Annotated in this window: 17 protein-coding genes; 6 read left to right on the forward strand and 11 right to left on the reverse strand. The window is 70.3% G+C overall.

The annotated features are described in order from the left end of the window. Nucleotides 1–1,416 (reverse strand): 3-isopropylmalate dehydratase large subunit, encoded by a 1,416-nt coding sequence (gene leuC, locus BKA15_RS03530; protein ID WP_179748137.1) that lies wholly within the window; start codon nucleotides 1,414–1,416, stop codon nucleotides 1–3. A 137-nt stretch (nucleotides 1,417–1,553) separates the two neighbouring features. Between leuC and BKA15_RS03535 the strand changes: the two genes are divergently transcribed. Both BKA15_RS03535 and BKA15_RS03540 read left to right on the forward strand, forming a co-directional pair. After that, nucleotides 1,554–2,273: an IclR family transcriptional regulator gene (locus BKA15_RS03535; RefSeq protein ID WP_179748139.1), complete on the forward strand. Its 720-nt coding sequence runs from the start codon at nucleotides 1,554–1,556 to the stop codon at nucleotides 2,271–2,273. A 64-nt stretch (nucleotides 2,274–2,337) separates the two neighbouring features. Next, nucleotides 2,338–4,392 (forward strand): hypothetical protein, encoded by a 2,055-nt coding sequence (locus tag BKA15_RS03540; RefSeq protein WP_179748141.1) that lies wholly within the window; start codon nucleotides 2,338–2,340, stop codon nucleotides 4,390–4,392. A gap of 9 nt (nucleotides 4,393–4,401) precedes the next feature. Here BKA15_RS03540 and BKA15_RS03545 read toward each other — a convergent pair whose 3' ends face one another. The 3 genes from BKA15_RS03545 to BKA15_RS03555 all read right to left on the reverse strand — a co-directional run bounded on the left by BKA15_RS03545 (nucleotide 4,402) and on the right by BKA15_RS03555 (nucleotide 6,925). Continuing rightward, a complete protein-coding gene (locus tag BKA15_RS03545) occupies nucleotides 4,402–5,094 on the reverse strand; it encodes an N-acetylmannosamine-6-phosphate 2-epimerase (RefSeq protein ID WP_179748143.1) in 693 nt (230 codons plus the stop codon). Continuing rightward, nucleotides 5,094–6,047: an N-acetylglucosamine kinase gene (locus tag BKA15_RS03550; RefSeq protein ID WP_179748145.1), complete on the reverse strand. Its 954-nt coding sequence runs from the start codon at nucleotides 6,045–6,047 to the stop codon at nucleotides 5,094–5,096. Before BKA15_RS03550 ends, BKA15_RS03545 begins: the two co-directional genes overlap by 1 nt. A 128-nt stretch (nucleotides 6,048–6,175) precedes the next feature. Next, nucleotides 6,176–6,925: a GntR family transcriptional regulator gene (locus BKA15_RS03555; RefSeq protein ID WP_179748147.1), complete on the reverse strand. Its 750-nt coding sequence runs from the start codon at nucleotides 6,923–6,925 to the stop codon at nucleotides 6,176–6,178. Between the two features lie 175 nt (nucleotides 6,926–7,100). Here BKA15_RS03555 and BKA15_RS03560 point away from each other — a divergent pair, with 175 nt between their 5' ends. The 4 genes from BKA15_RS03560 (at nucleotide 7,101) to BKA15_RS03575 (ending at nucleotide 12,361) form a co-directional block, all read left to right on the forward strand. Further along, entirely contained in the window at nucleotides 7,101–8,090 is a 990-nt protein-coding gene (locus BKA15_RS03560; RefSeq protein WP_312878808.1) for an ABC transporter permease, read from the forward strand. After that, the gene (locus BKA15_RS03565; RefSeq protein WP_179748149.1) at nucleotides 8,090–9,010 is read left to right on the forward strand and encodes a carbohydrate ABC transporter permease; all 921 of its coding nucleotides are present in this window, start codon (nucleotides 8,090–8,092) and stop codon (nucleotides 9,008–9,010) included. Before BKA15_RS03560 ends, BKA15_RS03565 begins: the two co-directional genes overlap by 1 nt. A 31-nt stretch (nucleotides 9,011–9,041) precedes the next feature. Beyond that, nucleotides 9,042–10,730 (forward strand): extracellular solute-binding protein, encoded by a 1,689-nt coding sequence (locus BKA15_RS03570; RefSeq protein WP_179748151.1) that lies wholly within the window; start codon nucleotides 9,042–9,044, stop codon nucleotides 10,728–10,730. A gap of 71 nt (nucleotides 10,731–10,801) precedes the next feature. Next, the gene (locus BKA15_RS03575) at nucleotides 10,802–12,361 is read left to right on the forward strand and encodes an amidohydrolase family protein (protein ID WP_179748153.1); all 1,560 of its coding nucleotides are present in this window, start codon (nucleotides 10,802–10,804) and stop codon (nucleotides 12,359–12,361) included. Here the strand turns inward: BKA15_RS03575 and BKA15_RS03580 are convergent. From BKA15_RS03580 to BKA15_RS03610, 7 genes are read right to left on the reverse strand one after another with little or no spacing between them, the layout of a single operon-like run. Then, a complete protein-coding gene (locus BKA15_RS03580) occupies nucleotides 12,342–12,884 on the reverse strand; it encodes a protein-tyrosine phosphatase family protein (protein ID WP_179748155.1) in 543 nt (180 codons plus the stop codon). The genes BKA15_RS03575 and BKA15_RS03580 overlap by 20 nt on opposite strands. A gap of 39 nt (nucleotides 12,885–12,923) precedes the next feature. Continuing rightward, nucleotides 12,924–14,156, reverse strand: coding sequence for a GNAT family N-acetyltransferase (locus BKA15_RS03585; RefSeq protein ID WP_179748157.1), 1,233 nt, complete (start codon nucleotides 14,154–14,156; stop codon nucleotides 12,924–12,926). A 48-nt stretch (nucleotides 14,157–14,204) separates the two neighbouring features. Continuing rightward, complete coding sequence (locus BKA15_RS03590) at nucleotides 14,205–15,059, reverse strand: phosphogluconate dehydrogenase C-terminal domain-containing protein (protein ID WP_179748159.1); 855 nt, start codon at nucleotides 15,057–15,059, stop codon at nucleotides 14,205–14,207. Beyond that, nucleotides 15,056–15,862: a sugar phosphate isomerase/epimerase family protein gene (locus BKA15_RS03595; protein ID WP_218871048.1), complete on the reverse strand. Its 807-nt coding sequence runs from the start codon at nucleotides 15,860–15,862 to the stop codon at nucleotides 15,056–15,058. Before BKA15_RS03595 ends, BKA15_RS03590 begins: the two co-directional genes overlap by 4 nt. Further along, nucleotides 15,859–16,620 (reverse strand): triose-phosphate isomerase family protein, encoded by a 762-nt coding sequence (locus BKA15_RS03600; protein ID WP_179748161.1) that lies wholly within the window; start codon nucleotides 16,618–16,620, stop codon nucleotides 15,859–15,861. The genes BKA15_RS03595 and BKA15_RS03600 overlap by 4 nt, the downstream gene beginning before the upstream one ends. Next, nucleotides 16,617–18,350 (reverse strand): dihydroxyacetone kinase family protein, encoded by a 1,734-nt coding sequence (locus BKA15_RS03605; RefSeq protein WP_179748163.1) that lies wholly within the window; start codon nucleotides 18,348–18,350, stop codon nucleotides 16,617–16,619. Before BKA15_RS03605 ends, BKA15_RS03600 begins: the two co-directional genes overlap by 4 nt. Then, nucleotides 18,347–19,654 (reverse strand): MFS transporter, encoded by a 1,308-nt coding sequence (locus BKA15_RS03610; RefSeq protein ID WP_218871049.1) that lies wholly within the window; start codon nucleotides 19,652–19,654, stop codon nucleotides 18,347–18,349. Before BKA15_RS03610 ends, BKA15_RS03605 begins: the two co-directional genes overlap by 4 nt. Nucleotides 19,655–20,482: the final 828 nt, after the last annotated feature.

Below are 20,482 nucleotides of genomic sequence, written 5' to 3' on the forward strand. Positions count from 1 at the left end.
TCAGGCCGAGACGGCGGCCGGCAGATCGGCCGGCGCGGCCAGGGTTCCGGTGACGGCGGTCGCGGCGGCGACCGGCGGCGAGACCAGGTGGGTCCGGCCGCCCTTGCCCTGCCGTCCTTCGAAGTTCCGGTTGGAGGTCGAGGCCGCCCGCTCCCCCGGCGCCAGTTGATCGGGGTTCATGCCGAGGCACATGGAGCACCCGGCGGCCCGCCACTCGGCGCCGGCCTCCTTGAAGATCACGTCGAGGCCCTCGCCCTCGGCCTGCAGCCGTACCCGGGCGGACCCGGGCACCACCAGCATCCGTACCCCGTCGGCGATCTGGCGGCCCTTGATCACCTCGGCCGCGGCGCGCAGGTCCTCGATCCGGCCGTTCGTGCAGGAACCCAGGAAGACGGTGTCGACCTTGATCTCCCGCATCGGCGTGCCCGGCCGGAGATCCATGTATTCCAGGGCCTTCGTCGCCGCGATGCGGTCGTCGGAGTCCGGGAACACCTCGGGATCCGGTACGTCAGCCGACAGCGGGACGCCCTGGCCGGGGTTGGTGCCCCAGGTGACGAACGGCGTCAGCTGCGCCGCATCAAGATCGATCTCGGCGTCGAACGTCGCGTCCTCATCCGTCCGCAGCGTCTTCCAGTACTCCACCGCGGCGTCCCAGTCGGCGCCGGTCGGAGCGTGCGGACGGCCTTGCACATAGTCGAACGTGGTCTGGTCGGGTGCCACCAGGCCGGCCTTGGCGCCCCACTCGATGCTCATGTTGCAGATCGTCATCCGGCCCTCCATCGACATCTTCTCGATGGTGGAGCCGCGGTACTCGACGATGTAGCCCTGACCGCCGCCGGTGCCGACCTTGGCGATCAACGCCAGCACGACGTCCTTGGCGACGACGCCGGGGGGCAGGTCGCCGTTGATGTTGACGGCCATCGTCTTCGGCTTCGCCTGCGGCAGCGTCTGGGTGGCCAGTACGTGCTCGACCTCGGAGGTGCCGATGCCGAACGCGATCGCACCGAACGCACCGTGGGTCGAGGTGTGCGAATCGCCACAGACGACGGTCATCCCGGGCTGGGTCAGGCCCAGCTGCGGGCCGATGATGTGCACCACGCCCTGATCAAGATCACCCAGGCTGTGCAGCCGTACCCCGAAGTCGGCGGCGTTCTTGCGCAGCGTGTCGACCTGCGTCCGCGACACCGGGTCGGCGATCGGCTGGTCGATGTTGAGGGTCGGCGTGTTGTGATCTTCGGTGGCCAGGGTCAGATCGGGCCGGCGAACCGGTCGGCCCGCCTGGCGCAGGCCGTCGAACGCCTGGGGGCTGGTGACCTCGTGGACCAGGTGAAGGTCGATGTAGAGGAGGTCCGGTTCCCCGGCATGCGATCGGACGACGTGGTCGTCCCAGATCTTCTCGCTCAACGTCTTGCCCATTGGTCCACTTCCTCTGAAAAATGAAAAATGTCGTCGGAGATACTCGTCCCGCAACGAATCTCCAGGCTCTCGTCCTAGTTGCCGGAGCTACCTGTTGTCGACTTGCATTCCAGCATCCGAGACGGCAATATCAGGACATGGACAACTCTAGCGGTGTCGGGGTGCTGGACAAAGCCGCACTGGTGCTCAGTGCGTTGGAGACGGGACCGACAACCTTGGCCGGACTGGTCGCCGCCACCGGACTGGCCCGGCCCACAGCCCATCGGCTCGCCGTCGCTCTCGAACATCATCGACTGGTCAGCCGCGATCTGCAAGGACGCTTCATCCTCGGCCCTCGCCTTGCCGAACTCGCCTCCGCCGCCGGTGAGGACCGGCTGCTCGCCACCGCGGGACCGGTGCTGGCCCGGCTCCGTGACATCACCGGCGAATCCGCCCAGATGTTCCGCCGGCAAGGCGATTACCGGGTCTGCGTGGCCACCGCCGAGCGCACCTCGGGGCTCCGCGACACCGTCCCGGTCGGCACCCAGCTGACCATGAGCGCCGGCTCCGCGGCGCAGGTCCTGCTGGCCTGGGAAGAGCCGGACCGGATGCAGCGCGGCCTGCGCGGCTCCCGCTATTCGGCCGTGGCACTCGCCGCGGTACGTCGTCGCGGCTGGGCCCAGTCCGTCGGCGAGCGCGAACCCGGTGTGGCGTCGGTCTCGGCCCCGGTGCGGTCCCCGTCCGGCAAGGTCATTGCCGCGGTGAGCGTTTCGGGTCCGATCGAGCGCCTGTCCCGGCAGCCCGGCCGGCTGCACGCGCCGGCCGTGATCGCTGCCGCCGAGCGGCTCAGCGAGGTCCTGCGCCGCAGCGGCGACTGACCCGCGCGGGTGGTCTAACGGAGTTGGGTGTCGGGCCCGGTCATGATCACTAGCGTGACGGTCCATGAACCGGATTCTGTTCTGCTGCACGGCGGACAACGACCTGCTCCGAGCGCTGACCACCGATGATCACCGTCCACTCCGGTACGAGGAGCCGGCCGCGGCCCTGGACGCCGCCGCGGCCGGTGACACGGTGCTGGTGCTCGCCGACGGCTATCCGGAGCGGCGGACCGCCTTTCCGGCGGAGTTGATCACCGTCGCGGCCGAACGACAGGTGTCGGTGCTGGTCGAGTACCCGGCCGAGTTGCCCGGACTCGACGCCGAGCCGGAGACGGCGACGCTGGAGCGGTTGGTGATCACCGATCCCCGGCTCGGCCCTGAGTTGGGTCTGCTCGCCGTGCACGCCTGTCGCTATCTGCCGACTCGGCAGCCGGACACGTTGCTCTGGCTGGCCCGGGTGGCCGGGTTCGACACCGCCGTGTACGGGCTGCCGGAGACGGCCTGGTCGGCCCTCTACCGGTTGCCGGACGCACCGGTGCTGGTCGCCACCACCCAGCTGAGCCGCTTCGGCCGCGGCCGGTACGAGCCCCAGTCGGCCTGGATCGCCCTGTGGCAGGGAATCCTGCGCGTCCTGCAGCCGACCGTCGAGCCGCCGGCGATGATCATCCCGGGAGCGGTGTCGCCACGGTTCGGCCGCGACGACGTGCTGCCCGCCGACGCGGCCGCCGCGGCCGTGACGGCCTATCAGGACTGGCTGCGCCGGGCCGGCCTGCTGCTCGACCAAGATCAGGAACGCGCGGTGCGGGAGCTCATGATCACCGGCGAGGCGGTGCAGCGGGACCGGCTGCCGGCCGGCACCGGCGACGGCAGCCACGGGGTCGCGGAGGGTTTCGAGTCGACGATCCAGCCGGACGGCAGCCAGCGGATCCGGCTGCCGCTGCGGGCGGACTGCATCGCCGAGACCGCGATGGTGCTGGCCCTCGACGACCGCGGGTCGGACGGTCCGCGGACCGCGCGCAACCTGATCGACTACCTCCGCGGACCGTCCGGGTTGTGCGGCGGCGAGCGGTCCGATCCGGCGCGGCCCTCGTACGGACTGATCGGTTGGGGCGTCGGGACGCCCGCCTGGGAGATCGCGAACTACGGCGATGACAACGCCCGGGTCATCCTGGCCTGGCTGCTCGCCGACGCGACGCTCGCCGTACCGGACGGGCACCGCGAGTTGATCAGCGCCATCACCGCGAACTTCCGCACCACCGGCCGGACCGGCTTCCGCGGTGACCGGATCGATCAGCCGCAGCTCGCCGAGCACGGCTGGCAGCACTACTTCGACGGATCCTTGATCAATCCCAGTGCGCACTTCGAGGCGTACCTGTGGGCCTGTTACCAGTGGGCCTACGCCGCGACCGGCTATCGGCCGTTCCTGGACCGGACCCGGACCGCCCTGATCACCATGATGGAACGCTTCCCGGGCGGCTGGCGGCGCAACGACGTCACCGAGCTGGCCCGGATCCTGCTGCCGCTGGCCTGGCAGCTCCGGGTCGAGCCGTCGGACCGGTTCCGCGGCTGGCTGTCCGACGTGATCGACGCCCTGCTCAGCCGCCAGGACGCGAGCGGCGGGATCGGTGAGGTCGAGGCGGGCGGCATCGATCTGTTCCAGGTCGCGCGCAGCAACGAGGAGTACGGCACCACCGAGGAGCCGATCATCTTCGCGACCGGCGACCCCGCCTCCGACCAGCTCTACTCCTCCGGCTTCGCCCTGCTCGGCCTGTACGAGGCGGCCGGCGTCCTCGATGATCATCGAGTGACCGATGCCGCCGACCGGCTGGCGGACTATCTGATCAGGATCCAACTTCGCAGCGACCGGCCGGAGCTGGACGGGAGCTGGTTCCGCTCCTTCGACTTCCGCCGCTGGGCCTACTGGGGCAGTTCCGGCGACGCCGGCTGGGGCGCCTGGTGCCTCGAGCTCGGCTGGGCGCCGGCCTGGGGCGTCACCGCCCTTGCCCTGCGCGACCGCGGCAGCACCCTCTGGGACGAGCTGGCCAAGGTCCGGCCCGACCCGGCCGAGGCGCAGGACGTGATCAACTCGATGATCCCGGTCACCGTCGGGACTGAGTGATCGACCGGCTCAGCTGGCGAAGGTGCCCAGGCGGTCCACGAAGCGGCGGGTGGTCAGGACCGGGTTCGTGATCGCGCTGCCGACGACGACCGCGTAGGCGCCGGCGGCCAGGGCAGCCAGGGCCTCGGACTCGTCCCGGATCCGGCCCTCGGCGATCACCGGGCAGTCGACGGCGGCGGCCAGGGCAGTGACCAGGCCGAGGTCGGGGCCGGGACCGCCGTCGCCGGTGCCGGTGTAGCCCGACAGCGTGGTGGCCACGACGTCCGCGCCGGCCCGCCGGGCCGCCATCCCGGCCTCGACGGTGTCGACGTCGGCCATGATCGGCACCTGGGTCTCGGCCTTGATCATCGCGAGCTGGTCCGCCAGCGAGCTGCCGTCCGGCCGCGGCCGCTGGGTCCCGTCCAGGGCGATGATCGTCGCCCCCGCGTCGACGATCTCCAGTGCCGCCTGGACACTCGGGGTGATGAAGACGCCCGCAGGGTCGCCGAGCTTGTTGATCCCGATCAGCGGCAGGTCGACCCGCGAGCTGATCATGGCGACGTCCGCCGTCCCGTTGGCGCGCAACCCGGCCGCGCCGCCCAGCTCCGCCGACTCGGCCATCAGCGCCATGATCATCGACTCGCGCAACGGCGAACCGGTGGTCGCCTGGCAGGAGACGATCAGCCCGTGCTGCGGAATCTGTTCGGTGAACGTCGCGGTCATCACGATCCCTTCCGAAAGTGGCCCAGCGAAGCATGCAGGCCCGGCGAGTCTCCGGCGAGCAGCACCGTGCCGTCCAGTACGGTCCCGTCGGCCGGGACCACCCGCCAGTCGGCCAGGTCGAGCGCGGCCCGGAACGGCTGGGCCAGCGCATCGCTCGCGAACATCCCACCGACACAGGCGATCCGGCGGTCCTCGGCGGCCGGTTCGATCAGGGCGGCGCAGGCTCGCACGGTCGCGGCCAGGTCCGCCGCCGCCTGCCCGACCAGCCGGGCCGCGACCTGATCGCCGGCCTGGGCGGAGTCGATCACCGGCCGGGCGAACGCGGCGACGAGCTTGACCCGATCCGGCAGCCAGCACAGCCGGCGGAGGGAGGCGCCGAGGTCGTCGCCGAGGTCGAGGTCGTCCAGGAGGTGGCGCCGCGCCGCCTCGTACAGGGCCGACGCCGCTTCCCGTCGTTCCTGGTGCCAGACCGCCTGGCGCAGGCCGGCCCGGCCGAGGTCGTACGCACTCCCGGCGTCACCGACCAGGTGACCGACGCCGTCGACGCGGGCCGCCCGGCCGGCGCTGTCGACACCGAGGCAGACGGTGCCGGTCCCGGCCGCCACGACGACGCCGGCCCGCCCCGACAGTGCCCCGGCATGCGCCGTCACCGCGTCCGGGAACAACCGCACCTCGCTCACCACCGGCAGCTCGGCCAAGATCAACTTCGCTACCGCATCCAGTCCCTCCGCCGGCTCGGGCAACCCAGTGTGGCCGATCGCCAGCACGACCGGCACGTCGTCGATCATGGAGCCGGCGAACGCCGCGAGGATCGGCCGCACGGCACCGAAGGCGGCCGCGACCGGGTCCGCCGCCGGGTCGTGGAAGCCGGGCGCGGTGATCACCTCCGACGTCCAGGAGGTACGCACGCGTACCGTCGTCTGGCCGACGTCGATCGCCATCCAGCGCCTCACGCCCGCCTCCTCGGCCTCGGTCCGGCAACGGCCCTGCCAACGGGAACGAAGCTAGGTGGCCGGGACGGTCCCGGCCAGGGACTCCGGCGATCCGGATTAGACCAGCTGACCATGTTGATCATCGGGCCTCAACGCGCGTTCGGCCGGGCCCGCCGCGGGCCCAGATCGCCGCGGGAGAACGAACTGCTGAGCCGATACCGGTCACCGCGGAACAGGCTGCGGCCGATCTCCACCACCCGGCCGGTCTGGTCCAGTCCGAACCCGCGGAGCTGAATGCATGGCTGGCTCACCGGGATGGTCAGCAGTTCCGCACTGCGGGCGTCCGGCATCACGGCCTCGAGATCGACCGTCGCCCCGTTGATCTTGACGCCGTACCGCCGCTCCAACGACTCGTACAGCGAACCGGTCAGGTCCTCCTCGGTCAGGTCCGGCACCGCGTCGGCCACCAGCGTGCAGTGCTGCAGCGCCATCGGAACCCCGTCGGCCAGCCGCAGCCGGGTGTAGAAGTAGGCGAAGTCGTTGACCGGGATCCTCAGCTGGCGGGCGACGTTGCGGTCGGCCCGGCCCTTCCGGAACGCGATCACCCGGGTCCCGGGCGTGAGGCCGCGCCGCCGGGTGTCCTCGGAGAACGACGACACGGCCAGCCTGCCGGCCACCTTCGGCCGCGCCGTGAACACGCCGCGCCCGTGCTGCCGGACGATCAGGCCGTCGAAGGCAAGATCATCCATGGCCCGGCGCAGCGTCATCCGCGCGACCTGGAACCGGGCCGCCAAGATCCGTTCCGAGGGCAGCGCCGTACCCTCCTCGGTCTGGTCGATCAGGTTTAGCAGCTGGGTCCGGACCAGGTCGACCTTCGAGGTCACCGCCTCCTGCGTCACGTTCGCTCCTTCGGGTCCCACGACGAGCTGTGCTGAACCAGTCTGCACCGAGTCGGGCGGAAACAGGTAACGACTGGTCTAACCAGGGCGGTTGTGGCGGCACCTGCGCCCGTTCGACGATGACTGCGTCGGCTCAGTGCGACATCCTGCGCGACGACCCAAGGAGCGTGTGTCCGTGATCAGCGAAACCGGCCCCGAACTGGGCCGGCTCGGGGCGCGAGCCGCGGTGCCGGATCGGGCCGCCGCAACGTCCGGGCGGGTCCGACGTCGGCGCTGGCTGCTGGCCCGGCGGCACTGGCGCATGTATGCCTTCGTCCTGCCCGGATTGATCTTCTTCGTGATCTTCGCCTACGTGCCGATGCTGGGCAACGTCGCGGCGTTCCAGGACTACTCCCCGTTCCTCGGCTTCGCCAACAGCCCCTGGGTCGGGTTGGAGAACTTCCGGCGGTTGATCACCGACCCGGACGTCGGACACGCGGTGATCAACACGTTGCAGTTGTCGCTGTTGCAGATCATCTTCGCCTTCCCGGCGCCGATCGCGCTGGCCCTGCTGCTGAACTCCTTGATCAGCACGCGGGTGAAGCGGTGGCTGCAGTCGATCGTCTATCTGCCGCACTTCATCTCCTGGGTGATCGTGATCTCGATCTGGCAGCAGATCCTCGGCGGCACCGGGATCGTCACCGACGTGCTGAGCCGGGTCGGCATCGAGCACGTCAATCTGATGAGCAACCCGGAGACGTTCCACCTGCTGGTCACCTCGCAGGTGATCTGGAAGGACTCGGGCTGGGGCACGATCATCTTCTTCGCCGCCCTCACCACCATCCCGACCGAGCTGTACGAGAGCGCGGCGGTGGACGGTGCCGGCGCCTGGCGGCGGATCGTGCACGTCACCCTGCCCGGGCTGCTGCCGGTCATCCTGCTGCTGTTGATCTTGCGCCTCGGTGACGTGCTGACCGTCGGCTTCGAGCAGATCTACCTGCAGTACAACACGGTCGGAGCGGCGGCGGCCGAGGTGCTGGACACGTTCGTCTACTTCCGCGGGGTGGTCGGCAGCGACTGGGGCTTCTCCACGGCGGTCGGCCTGGTCAAGGGCGTCGTCGGCACGCTGCTCGTCCTCGGCGCGAACGCCCTGTCCAAGCGGTTCGGCGCGGAGGGACTGTTCTGATGGCGACTCTCTCGAGTGCGACAGGACGGCGGCCACGGGTCCGGGAGACCCGGCCGATCTGGGTCGGCAAGCCGTCGCCGCCGGTCCAGGCGCTCAAGATCATCGTCATCGTGCTGATCACGGTGCTGATGCTCTACCCGTTCCTCAACGTGATCGCCGTGTCGCTCGCCGACTCGGCCGAGGTCGGATTCGGCGGCCTGCTGCCGGAGCGGTTCAGTCTGGAGGCGTACACCTCGATCCTCCGCGGCGGCATCGTCACCCGGGCCCTGCTGGTGTCGATCGGCGTGACGCTCGTCGGCACCGCCTGCTCGATGGTCTGCACGTCGATGATGGCGTACGGGCTGACCCGGACCGCCGACCTGCCGGGGATGCGGGTGATCTTGTATCTGGCACTCTTCACCATGCTGTTCGGGGCCGGGATGATCCCGAACTTCCTGTTGATCAAGAGCCTCGGCCTGCTGGACAGTTACGCCGCGATGATCCTGCCCGGCCTGATCAGCGCGTTCAACCTGGTGGTGTTGCGGAACTTCTATCTGCAGCTGCCCCGGGAACTGATCGAGGCGGCCCGGATCGACGGCTGCAACGACCGGCAGATCTTCACCAGCATCGTGCTGCCGCTGTCCAAGGCGGTCAGCGCAGTGATCGCCCTGTTCTACGCGGTGGGCTACTGGAACACGTTCTTCACCGCGCTCCTCTACATCAACGACGCCACCAAGTGGCCGATCCAGTTGGTCCTCAATCTCTATGTGGTGCAGGGATCCCCGATGCCGCAGATCGAGGACCCGAACCACACCCCACCGCAGCCGGAGTCGGTACAGATGGCCGTCGTCGCCCTCGCCGTGCTGCCGATCCTGCTCGTCTATCCCTTCCTGCAGAAGTACTTCACCAAGGGCGTGCTGACCGGTGCGATCAAGGGCTGATCGCCGGCGCACGCAGAGAGGTCGACTTGTCATGAGTGATCATGGAATTCCCGCCCTGACCGAGGGCCCGCTGGGCCGGCGCCGCCTGCTCCGGGCCGGGATCGGCGCATCGCTGGCGGTGGCCGGCGCCGGCTGCTCGGCGATCACCGGCGAGGGTGCCGGTGCGCCGCCGGTCGCGTCCGGCGGGCCCGCCGAAGTGCCGAAGCACATCCCGGCGCCGCCGGTGGAGGGCGAGATCCGAAGCAAGGTGCCCGGCCTGCCGAACGCCTACGCCAAGGTGCCGGACCCGCTGCGGGTGTCCTGGCCGGAGAAGCCCGGCGACGGCACCTCGATGTCGATGTTCTCGATCATCTGGTCGCCGCCGCCTCCCCCGGTCGGCCAGAATCCCTTCTGGGCGGACCTGAACGACCGGCTCGGGATGGACCTGAGGAAGGTGTGGGGTCCGTCGGATGCCTACGAGTCGAAACTGGCCACGCTGCTCGCCGGCGGCGACCTGCCGGACGTGACCGGGCTGCTGCCGAACCCGATCGGTGACAAGGCGCTGAAGCAGGGCGCCTTCGCCGATCTGACCGACCACCTCGCCGGCGACAAGATGCAGAACTATCCCAACCTGGCAGCCAACATCCCGGTGGCGGCCTGGCAGAACACCATGATCAACGGCCGGGTGATGGGCGTGGCGAACCCGGTGCCCGCCGTGGACACGGTCTTCATCTTCCGCGGCGACTGGGCCGAGAAGATCGGATTGGCCGGACCGCCGGCCAACGCCGAGGAGTTCCGGGAGTTCCTGATCAACATCCCGAAGGCGATCCCGCCGCAGAACGGTCAGACCCCGTACGGCATCGGCGCCTTCCCCGGGTCGATCATGCCGTTCATCCTCTCGATGTTCCGGGTCGGCCCGGACTGGCAGGTCACCGACGGCGGGCTGGTCGCCCGGGTCGACACCCCCGAGTACGAGCAGGCCATCACCTGGTGTCGCGACCTCTGGCAGGCCGGCGGCTACCATCCGGACGCGCTGGCCCTGAACGCGCAGGAGATCAAGGTCCTCGGCATGTTCACCTCGAGTCAGATCGGGATCGCCAAGGGCGGCATCGGGTACGCCTTCGCCGCGACCTCCGAGGGCCGGCAGATGATCGTCAAGCATCCGGGCACGATCCCGCTGCTGCCGCCCGGCCACGACGGCGGCCAGGGAAAGTGGGTCAAGACGACCGGCTGGTTCTCCCGCGCCGCGATCTCCGCCAAGGCCGCCGAGAAGCCGGGCCGGATCGAGACGATCCTGCGCTGCCTCGACTACCTGGCCGCCGGCTTCGGCACCAAGGAATACATGATCAACCGGTTCGGCATTGAGGGCCGGCACTGGAACTACAACGACGATCACGAGCCGACGTCGGTCGACGACCCGACCCTGCAGGCCGAGCTGACCGGTCTCACCGGCTACCCGCATGCGTACTACTACCCGGGAACGCCGACCGGGTATTCCGACGCGCTCGCCTATGCCGAGGCGCTGGCCGCCGACGGCTTCGACAACCCGGTGGCCAGCCTGCCGTCCGAGGTCGGTGATCGGCTCGGCGGCGTGCTGGAGAAGATCACCGACGACTACATCAACCAGATCGTCTCCGGCCGCCGGCCGCTGTCGGACTTCGAGGCGTTCAAGACCGAGTGGCATCGGCGCGGCGGTGATCAGATCAAGGCAGACCTGGAGCAGCAGCTCGCCACCCGCTGACCTCCCCATGCCGACTTGAGGGTGATCGGCGTCGGCGCTGTAGAGCCATCGGGCTGCGCGGCATTAGATTGATGGCCGACGACCTTGACTCCAATGGAGGAGACACGATGGCGGGACTCAGTAGACGAGCATTCATGGCATGGCTTTCCACGAGTGGGCTGGCACTCACGGGAATCGCGGCGGCGCCGGCGGCATTCGCCGAGGGAAAGGGCGACGTGCTCGTCCTGGTCGGCGGCACCCTCATCGATGGCACCGGGAAGAAGCCGCTCAGCCGGGCCACGATCGTCATCGTCGGCGACCGGATCATCGCCGTTGGTGGTCAGTCACGTCACGAATTTCCAGCCGGTGTCAAGGTCGTGGACGTACGGGGCAAGTACGTGCTGCCCGGCCTGTGGGACATGCACGCTCACACTGAGAACTACCCGAAGCTCCTGCTCCCGTTGTTCATCGCGAACGGAGTCACGGCGGTCCGCGAAATGATGGGGTTTCCCCACCTCAGCGGGATGCGCGACCAGATCGAGGCCGGCCAGATCCTCGGCCCCCGCATGATCATCGGGAGCAAGCTGATGGACGGCCCGATCGCACAAGCCGCGTTCCCGGGCGCGAGCCTTGTCGTCAAGACGCCGGAGGAGGCGCGCGCCGCCGTACGCGAGGCCAAGGAGACCGGGGCCGACTTCGTCAAGCACTGGTCGCTCATGTCGCCCGAGCTGTTCGAGGTCATCGCCCGCGAGGCGCGCCGTCAGGGCCTACCGTTCTCCGGCCACGTGCCCGACAAGGTCTCCCTCTCCCGGGCGGCCGAGCTGGGAATCCGGACGCAGGAGCACCTGCACGGCATCCCGATCGACACTTCGGCGATGGCGGACGAGTACCGCACACTCATCGCGAACAGGCCCGTCGACCCCGCCAATCCCTACGAGTCGTACTTCTTCGTCCGCAACCTCGAAATGGAGGCGATCAAGTCCTACGACGAGCGTCGTGCGGAGCGGCTCTACGCCACCCTGCGCCGCCACAACACGTTCCTCACGCCGACCCTCACCGTGCACCGGTTCTTCAATCTTCCGCCCGAGGTCCACCAGGACGACCCGCGCGCGAAGTACCTGCCGCCTTGGCTGATCGAGCGTTGGAACGACTCGCTCGGCCCGCCGTGGAGCCCGGAGCAGACGGCGACCCGTCAGGCGTACCACGAGGAAACCCTCCGACTGGTGGGCAAGCTCGCCGAGGCCGAGCTCCCGTTGATCGCCGGCACCGATGGCGGCACGTTGGTGGCGTACATCTTCGCCGGGTTCGGCGTCCACGACGAGCTCGGCTGGCTCGTCGACGGCGGACTCACTCCCATGCAGGCGATCCTCGCGGCGACACGCGACGCGGCCCGGGCAGTCGATCTCGGCCATCTGAGCGGGACGGTGCGGCCGGGCAAGTGGGCCGACCTCCTCGTCGTCGACGCCGACCCGCTGGCGAACATCCGCAACACCCAGAAGATCCACGCGGTGATCACGCGCGGCAAGCTGATCACTCGGGCAGAACGAGAGAAGATGCTCGCCGATGTCGAGGCCGAGGCGAAGGTGACTCCGCCGCCGGCCGCGGAGACCGTCGTCGCCCGCTGCTGCGGTATCAGGTCCGACCGCAACTGACGCCGATCCGGTGGGTGATGAACAACTCTTGGGCCCGGGTTTCGATGGCTTTCGGGCAGTAGGTGGTACGGGTCCAGGCGACCGCGTCGGCGGCCGGGTGTCCGGTCAGGACGGCCAGAGCAGCGAGGGCGGTGCCGGTGCGTCCGTGGCCGCCGAGGCAGCCGAGCTCGACCCGCTCCCCCGCCCGCGCCCGGTCCAGCACCCGGCGCAGGCTTGTGATCATGGCTTCCTGATCCGTGGGGAGGCCGAAGTCGGGCCAGTCGAGATGATCATGCGGCCACGGCGGCTGCCAGGCCCGGTCCAGGTAGACGCCGTAGTCGGGCCGCCGGTCCCGGGCGTACGGATCCGTCACGTCGAAGGACACCGCGGTCACCCGGGTCGCGTCGGGCAGCTCGACGATGTCGCGATGCCGATGCACCTCGTGCCGCTGATGATCATGGCCCGGAGCGGAACACCGGGCCGGACCGCCCACCGGCCAGAACGTCCGGCACTGCGGACAGACGACGACCTGACTGACCTGCACCAGCTCCACCTCCCGAAAACCCTTGTCGCGGCCGGCCTGTCAGTAGGGCAGGTAGTAGCTGAGCACGTCGGCGGTGAGCGGCGGGAAGATCGCGCCGTAGAACTCCGCGTCGGCAGCGTACACATCCGGCCTCAGCCGGGTCAGGCCGTCGAGCCCGCGTGGTCCGAACAGCAGCGCCCCGAGCTGGTCCGGCGCAACGCCGACCGCACCGGCAACACCGGGGCTCTGCATCGGACCGCCGGTGATCACCGGGCCCAGGCCGTCGTCGCCGGTCGGCAGCCGGTAGTGCGCACCGAAGGTGGAGATCACCAGGTCCCGGCCGCCGGCGTCCAGTCCGGCACCGGCCAACCGCCGCCAGAACAACGGCCGCAGCCGGTCCAACAGGGCAGCCGCGTCGGGGATCCGGACGTAGTACTCCTCGGCCCGCTGGGGCGCTTCGTGATCAAGGTGAGGCCGCCAGGCCGTCGCGGCCAGGGTGCCCGGCCGTTCCACCACGCGCAATGCCGCGTCGGGATCCAGGCCGGCGACGCCGCGCAGCAGGTCCAGCGCCGCCGGTTCGTCGTCCGCGGCGGCCTCGGCGAGCAATAGCTCGTCGTCGCCGCGCCGGACCCGGCCCCCGGCGGCCAGGTTGCCGGCCCGCTCCAGCACCCAGAGTTCGCTGGCGTCCTGGTGCAGCAGCCAGCGCCAGCGGGCCGCCGGATGGGGCACGGCAAGATCGAAGCCGGCCTGGCTGCGCTGCTGTAGTGCGGCCAGGCCGGGCAGGTCCTCTTCGCGGGCCGGCCGGAAGCCTGCCCCGACGGGCCCGGTCGGCGCCTGGGCCGGTCGGGCGGGGTTGATGTCGATCGCGTACTCGTACCCGAAGAGCCGGTAGAAGTACGGGATCCCGATCATGATCTGCAGCAGTTGACCGCGGGCGGCGGACCGGCGGTGGGCCCAGGCCATCAGGGCGCGGACCAGGCCACGTCCCTCGTACGCCCGGTCGGTGGCGACCAGCTCGACCTGGCCGGCCGGCAGCAGCACGTCGCCGACCCGGATCACCTCGTCGAGCAGCGTCGCCGTCGAGACCACCCGCTCGCCGTCGACGACCACGGCACAGGCCGGCCAGCCGAGATCGGGGTCCTGGACGACCAGCCGATGATCAAGGGCATCGCCCGGCTCTCCGCGATCGGTGAGCAGCGCGCCGATCTGATCCAGCTCGGCGGCCCGGGCCTGCCGCAGCACCAGGCCGTCGGCGAGCGGGACAAGATCATCGGCGGCCGTCGGGTCGGTCATGTCCGCACTATGACACCCCGCTGACGGCGGTTCCAGCGATTTCGTACGTCAGCGCTGGATGGACTCCAGGTGCAGCATCCGGGCCAGGTTCTTGTCCAGTTCGTCGTCGGAGAAGATCTTCTTCCAGTCCTCCTTGATGATCGTCTCCTGGCCGTAGTCCATGGCGATCAGGCAGGCGTCGCTGAACGGGTTGTCGCCGCGCAGCCCGTTGGCCAGCGCCACCTGGGTGTGGCCAAGCAGCATCGCGCGAGCGGCCGGTTCCGGCACGCCCATCGTGTGGACGGCCTCCTCCAGCGCCTCGTTCAGCAGCCGGCCGATCATGCAGGCCACGGTCTCGACCAGCGTCGGCTCCAGCTGGGCCAACTGCTTGACGGTCACCCAGTGCACGTCGATCACCGGCGCGTAGATCGCCCGGATCACGGTCTCCAAGATCGACTTCTGGGCCGGGTCGTCGGACTCGATCGCCGCCACCGCGTCCTGCGGCGCGGCGATCCCGCCGAACGTGTCGGCCCACTCCTCCTTGCTGGTCCGCTCCAGGAACACCGACGGATGGCAGGGATGCGCGACGCCCATGATCACGTCGTCCCGGGTGGTCAGCAGCCCGGCGTACGCGGCGGCCGGATCGAGGGTGAGCACGATCGCCCCGGGCTCGGCGAGCGGCACCAGCTCCTCGGTCACCGGGCCGAGGGCCAGGTCCGGCACCGCCAGCACGATCACCTGCGCGCCCTTGACGGCCTCGGCGGAGTCCACGACCTCGCGACCGGCGTCGGTCACCCGGTCCCGGCCGGCCGGCGAGGTCTCGGCGTAGCGGACGGCATGAGCGGTGCGCTGCAGGTTGTTCGAGATCCGCATGCCCATCTTGCCGCCGGCTCCGATCACGGCGATGGTCAGTTGCTCGGTCATGTCAGGTGCTCCTTCATTCTGGTGATCGTCTGATCGGTCCATTCGCCTTCCAGCCGGGCGGTTTCGGCGTAGTCGCCGCGCCAGGTCAGCCAGTGCTCGGTGATCATGGTGATGCCGCGGCCGACCGGGTCGACCGTGGCCAGCAGGTGATCGAGATCGAGCAGCCCGGTGCCGAGCGGCACGCCCTCCAGCGTGAAGCCGATCCAGCCGCCGGTCCGGGTGAAGGCGAAGTCCTTGACGTGCACGTTCTTCGTGTACGGCGCACAGCGCTCGACCACGTCGCGCGGATGCTCCAGGGCGGCCACGTTGTTGGCCGGGTCCAGGCAGATCCCGAGCGCAGGGTCGGCCACGTTCTCGATCAGGGCGACCAGGTCGGTGGACGGCAGCTGCTCGTACGTCTCGAGGGCGAGGACGATCCCGGCCTCGGCGAACCGCGGCAGTACCTGGCGCAGGCCGGCCTCGACCTCGGCCAACCCGGCGTCCCGGTCGGCCGGCAGCACCATGCTGCGGACCAGCCGCGCGTTCAAGATCACGGCCAGCTCGGCGAACCGCGTCAGGTGATCGACGGCGACGCCCTTGGTGCCGAGTTCGAGCTCGACCCCGCAGTCGTCCGCGACCGCCCTGGTCGCGCGCAACTCGGCCTCGGTGAAGTCCAGCAGCGGCGCGTAGTCGCAGATCTGGAACAGGTCGAGGCCGGCGTCCCAGGTCTGGCGCAGCTCGTCGGCCAGCGTCAGCGGCTCCGGCGCACGCTCCGAATGCCGCCAGAAGTACGCGTAGCTGCCGAGACCCAGCCTGCCGTTCACCGAGCGTCCTCCTTGATCACCAGTGCCGCCGCCTCGTCGAGCACGGTGGCCAGCGCGGCCGGGTCGTGCGCGAACCGGCCCAGGAACAGGCCGTCGACGGTCCCCTCGAGCCGGCCGAGCAGGCCCGGCCCGGCGGCGCCGCCGTAGATCACCGAAGCCGTGTCACGGCCGCTGCCGCGCAGGGCGGCACAGACGGCCCGGATGTGCTCGTCCGGTGCCGGCTGCGGCGCCCCGATGGCCCAGACCGGCTCGTACGCGATGATCACCCGGCCGGCCGGCGCCTCGGCCAGCGCGGCATCGAGTTGATCATGGACGATGCCGATCGCCGCGTCCGCGTCGACCCGGTCCGGTTCGCCGACGCAGAGCACCGGGACCAGGCCGTGCCGCAGGGCGGCGGCGGTCTTGAGCTTGATCACCTCGTCGGTCTCGCCGAACAGCCGGCGCCGCTCGGCGTGCCCGACCTCGACGTACCGGACGCCGAGTTCGGCCAGCTCGACCGCCGACACCTCGCCCGTATAAGCGCCGGAGTCGGCCCAGTGCAGGTCCTGGGCGCCCACCGCCACCGGAGCCCCGTCGATCGCCGTGATCGCGGGCGCCAGCGCCGGGAACGTGGGCAGCACGAACAACTCCACCCGCTCCGGCACGATGCCCGGCCGCTGTGCCGCGACCCGCGCGACGTCGCGGCACCAGGCGAGCGTCCGGGCGTGCCCGAAGTACATCTTCAGGCTCACGCCGATGGTGATCTTGTGCTGACTCATCCGCCGACGGCACCGTCCAGGACGTCGCCGACGGCGACGACGATCAGGGCGAACGAGTGCGCACCCGGGTCCGGCGTGCCGAGGCTCTTCTCGGCATGCGGCCGCGCCCTTCCCTTGCGGGGAAGCAGATCCGACGTCGCCGCGGCGGCCTTGGTCGCGGAGTCCGCCGCGCGGCGCCAGGCCTCGACCAGGTCGGCACCCTCACCGAGGGCAGCGGCCAGGGTGTCCGCGAACGGAACCAGCGCGTCGACCATGGTCTTGTCGCCGACCTCGGCCTTGCCGTAGTTGATCACTCCGTCGCGGGCCGCCGCGACGCCTTCCACCACCGCAGCCGAGAAGGCCGGGTCGGCATCGCCGAGCCGCTCCCCCAGCGCCCGTAGTGCGACACCCCAGAGCGCGCCCGAGGTGCCGCCGGCCCGGTCGGCCCAGGCGTCCGCGGCCTTGATCAACAGCGTCCCGGCGCCCGCGCCGGCGGCCAGCGCTTCCGCCGCGGCAGCCCGGCCGGCCCGGGCCCCGCGCTGCATGCCGATCCCATGATCACCGTCGCCCGCGATCGCGTCCAGCCGGCCCAGTTCGTCCACGGAGCGGTCGAGGGTGTCCTGGATCGCCGCCAGCGCCGCATCGATGATCACCGCGGCCGCGCGGGACTCGTCACTGGCCGGCGGGACGTCTGCGTCGGCGGCGGCGTCGAGCGTCGCCTGGTCCACCGCCGCGGCCGCCGTCACGGAACCCTTCCGGTACGCCGGAGTGTCGGCCGGGGCCAGCCACAGCGCCTCGAGCTCGTCGTCCAGCCAGAACAGGGTCAGCGAGGCGCCGGCCATGTCGAGGCTGGTGCAGAACTCGCCGACCTCCGGCTCGACGATCACCGCGCCCGCGTCCTCGAGCAGTTGGGCGACCCGCCGGTAGACGACGTACAGCTCCTCGTACTTCACCGAACCGAGCCCGTTCAAGATCGGCACCACGCGCGCGCCGGCCGGAGTCGGCACGCCGTCCGGCAGTTCCCGCAGCAGGTTGCCTACCAGCAGTTCGGCCAATTCGTCGGCGGTCGGCACGTCCGTCTCGGACAGGCCCGGTTCGCCGTGGATGCCGAGGCCGACGGCCATCTTGCCGGCCGGCACCTCGAATAGCGGCGCCCCCGCACCGGGCAGCGTGCATCCCCCGAACGCCACGCCCATCGAACGGGTCCGGTCGTTGGCCAGCCGGGCCAGCCGGACCACCTCGGCCAGCTCGCGGCCCTCCTCGGCGGCGGCCGCGGCGATCTTGAACACGCACAGGTTGCCGGCCACGCCACGGCGGCGATCCCGTTCCGCCGGGCCGGCGCTGGAGATGTCGTCGGTCGTCGTGACGGTCTCGCAGGCGATCCCCTCGGCCCGGAGGCGATCTTGGGCCGCGTCGAAGTTGAGCACGTCGCCCGCATAGTTGCCGTACGTGAGCAGCACACCGCCGCCGGTCTCGGCGGCCTTCGCCACCGAGTAGACCTGGCCGGCCGACGGCGACGCGAAGATGTTGCCGAGCGCGGCGCCGTGGGCGAGGCCCTGGCCGACCAGCCCGCCGAAGGCCGGGTAGTGGCCGGAGCCGCCGCCGATGATCACTGCCACTTGGCCGGGCGGGACGGCGGTCGCGCGCACCACACCGCCGGACACGGCGCGGACGGTGCGCCGATTGGCGGCGACGAAGCCCTCGGCGAACTCGTCGGCGAACGCGGTGGGGTCGTTGAACAGTCGGGTCATCTGGCCTCCTCGTCAGGGTTCAGGGCGACGCTACCCCGCCGGGCCAGCACCACCATGACGACCGCCGAGAGGGCAAGGAAGCCGCCGACGATGAACATCGGCACCTGATAGCCGCCGGTCAGGTCGTGCACCGCGCCGGTGACGTACGGCGCCGAGAAGCCGGCCAGGTTGCCCACCGTGTTGATCAACGCGATCCCGGCCGCCGCGGCGGCGCCGGACAGGAACCGGGTCGGCAAGGTCCAGAAGTTCGGCAGCACGGAGAAGATCGACATCGCAGTGATCGTGATGATCGCGATCGTCAGCGCCGGGCTCTGCGCGAACAGGGCCAGCGGGATGCTGACCGCACCGAGCACCGCCGGGATGACGATGTGCCAGGTGCGCAGACCGCGCCGGGTCACGTCGCGCGACCAGAGGTAGAGGGCCACCGCCGCCGGCAGGTACGGGATCGCGGTGATCAGCCCCTGCTGCACCACGTCGAACGTGGTCCCGCTCGCCGCCTGGAACCCCTTGATGATCGTCGGCAGGAAGAACGCGAGCGCGTACAGGCCGTAGATGAACCCGAAGTACATGATCGACAACAGCCAGACCCGACCACTGCCGAACGCGTGCCTGATCGACGTGTGCGGCCGCTGGTCCCCGCTGTTCTCGGCGCGCAACTCCGCGGTCAGCCAGTCCCGCTCCGCGTCGGTGAGCCAGCGCGCGTCCTTGGGGCTGTCCTTGAGGTAGAACCAGGCGATCACGCCGACGACGATGGCCGGCAACGCGACTCCGAGGAACATGAACCGCCAACCCTCGAGCCCGAAGAACACGCCGTGCTGGTTGATCAACACGCCGGCCAGCGGAGCGCCGATCACCGTGGTCAGCGGCTGGGCCAGGTAGAATAGGGCCAGGATCTTGCTGCGGTGCCGGGCCGGCACCCACAGGCTGAGGAACAGGATCGCGCCCGGGAAGAAGCCGGCCTCGGCGACGCCGAGCAGGAACCGCAGCACGACCAACTGCTCGAACCCCTGCACCCAGGTGAACAGCGCCGCCACGATGCCCCAGGTGATCATGATCCGGGCCAGCCAGCGGCGGGCCCCGAACCGGTGCAGAGCGAGGTTCGACGGCACCTCCAGCAGGATGTAGCCGATGAAGAACACCCCGGAGGCGAACCCGAACTGCGCCGCCGACAGCGCGAGATCGGTGTTCATCCCGTTCGGTGCGGCGAACCCGATCGCCGTCCGATCCAGGTAGTTGATGAAGAACATCAATGCGACGAACGGGACCAGCCGCACGGCGATCTTCCGAATCGCCGACCGCTCCACCGTTCCTGCTGCCGCTGTCGGATGCTGCCGAGGCTCCTGGCCACTTTGCACTGCCCTCATGCGCATCATGTTCACCCGCCCGCCGCGAATCTGTCAACCGGTTGACCAATCCCATTTCCGCTGACCGGTCACAAAAGCAGCGGTTTTGACGGCGTGTCGCTGCACTTGTGACCGGTCGATCGGCCCGAGGGTGAGCGAACCCGAGACTCCGGGTAAGGGCGCGACGCCGACCGGACGCGTCAAGGTGCCGGCTTCGCCATCGAGGCTCCCCCAGTCCCGGAACGCGCGCGAGGATCGCAGCGTGTTCTGCACCCCGGATCATCGCGCCGAGCTCCCGAGCCCGGCCCACCCGGCAACCGCAGCCTCGCCCCAGTCGGCCCCCGCCGCGGCTATCGGTTCAGGTCCTGGCTTCGCCCCGCCTCGGCCCCCGCCCCGCCTCTGGTCCGCGCCCACGGCCCGCCCCGCCTCGGCCCCCGCCCCGCCTCTGGTCCGCGCCCACGGCCCGCCCCGACTCTGCCCCGCCCGCTCGGAGTCCGCCCCACCTCGGCCCAGCCCAGCCCCGGCTTCGCCCCGCCTCGGCCCCCTCGCCCCACCTCTGGTCCGCGCCCCGAGTCCGGCCCGCCGCTCCCCAAATCGGCACCCCCGCCGCTGCGGCTAACGGGCTCAGGGTGTCGCCAGAACTCCGCAACTCGAGCACTAGGAGCCGAATACGGCCTCCAGGTCACGACTCGTGGAGTTTGGCGACAGGACTCCGGCGAGATGCGTCCGTCCCACCCCGCCTCGACTTCGCCCCATCGCACGCAACGAGCTTGCCCCCTTCGGCCCCGC

This window comes from Microlunatus parietis, from assembly GCF_013407955.1.
GTDB classification, from domain to species: Bacteria; Actinomycetota; Actinomycetes; order Propionibacteriales; family Propionibacteriaceae; genus Microlunatus; species Microlunatus parietis.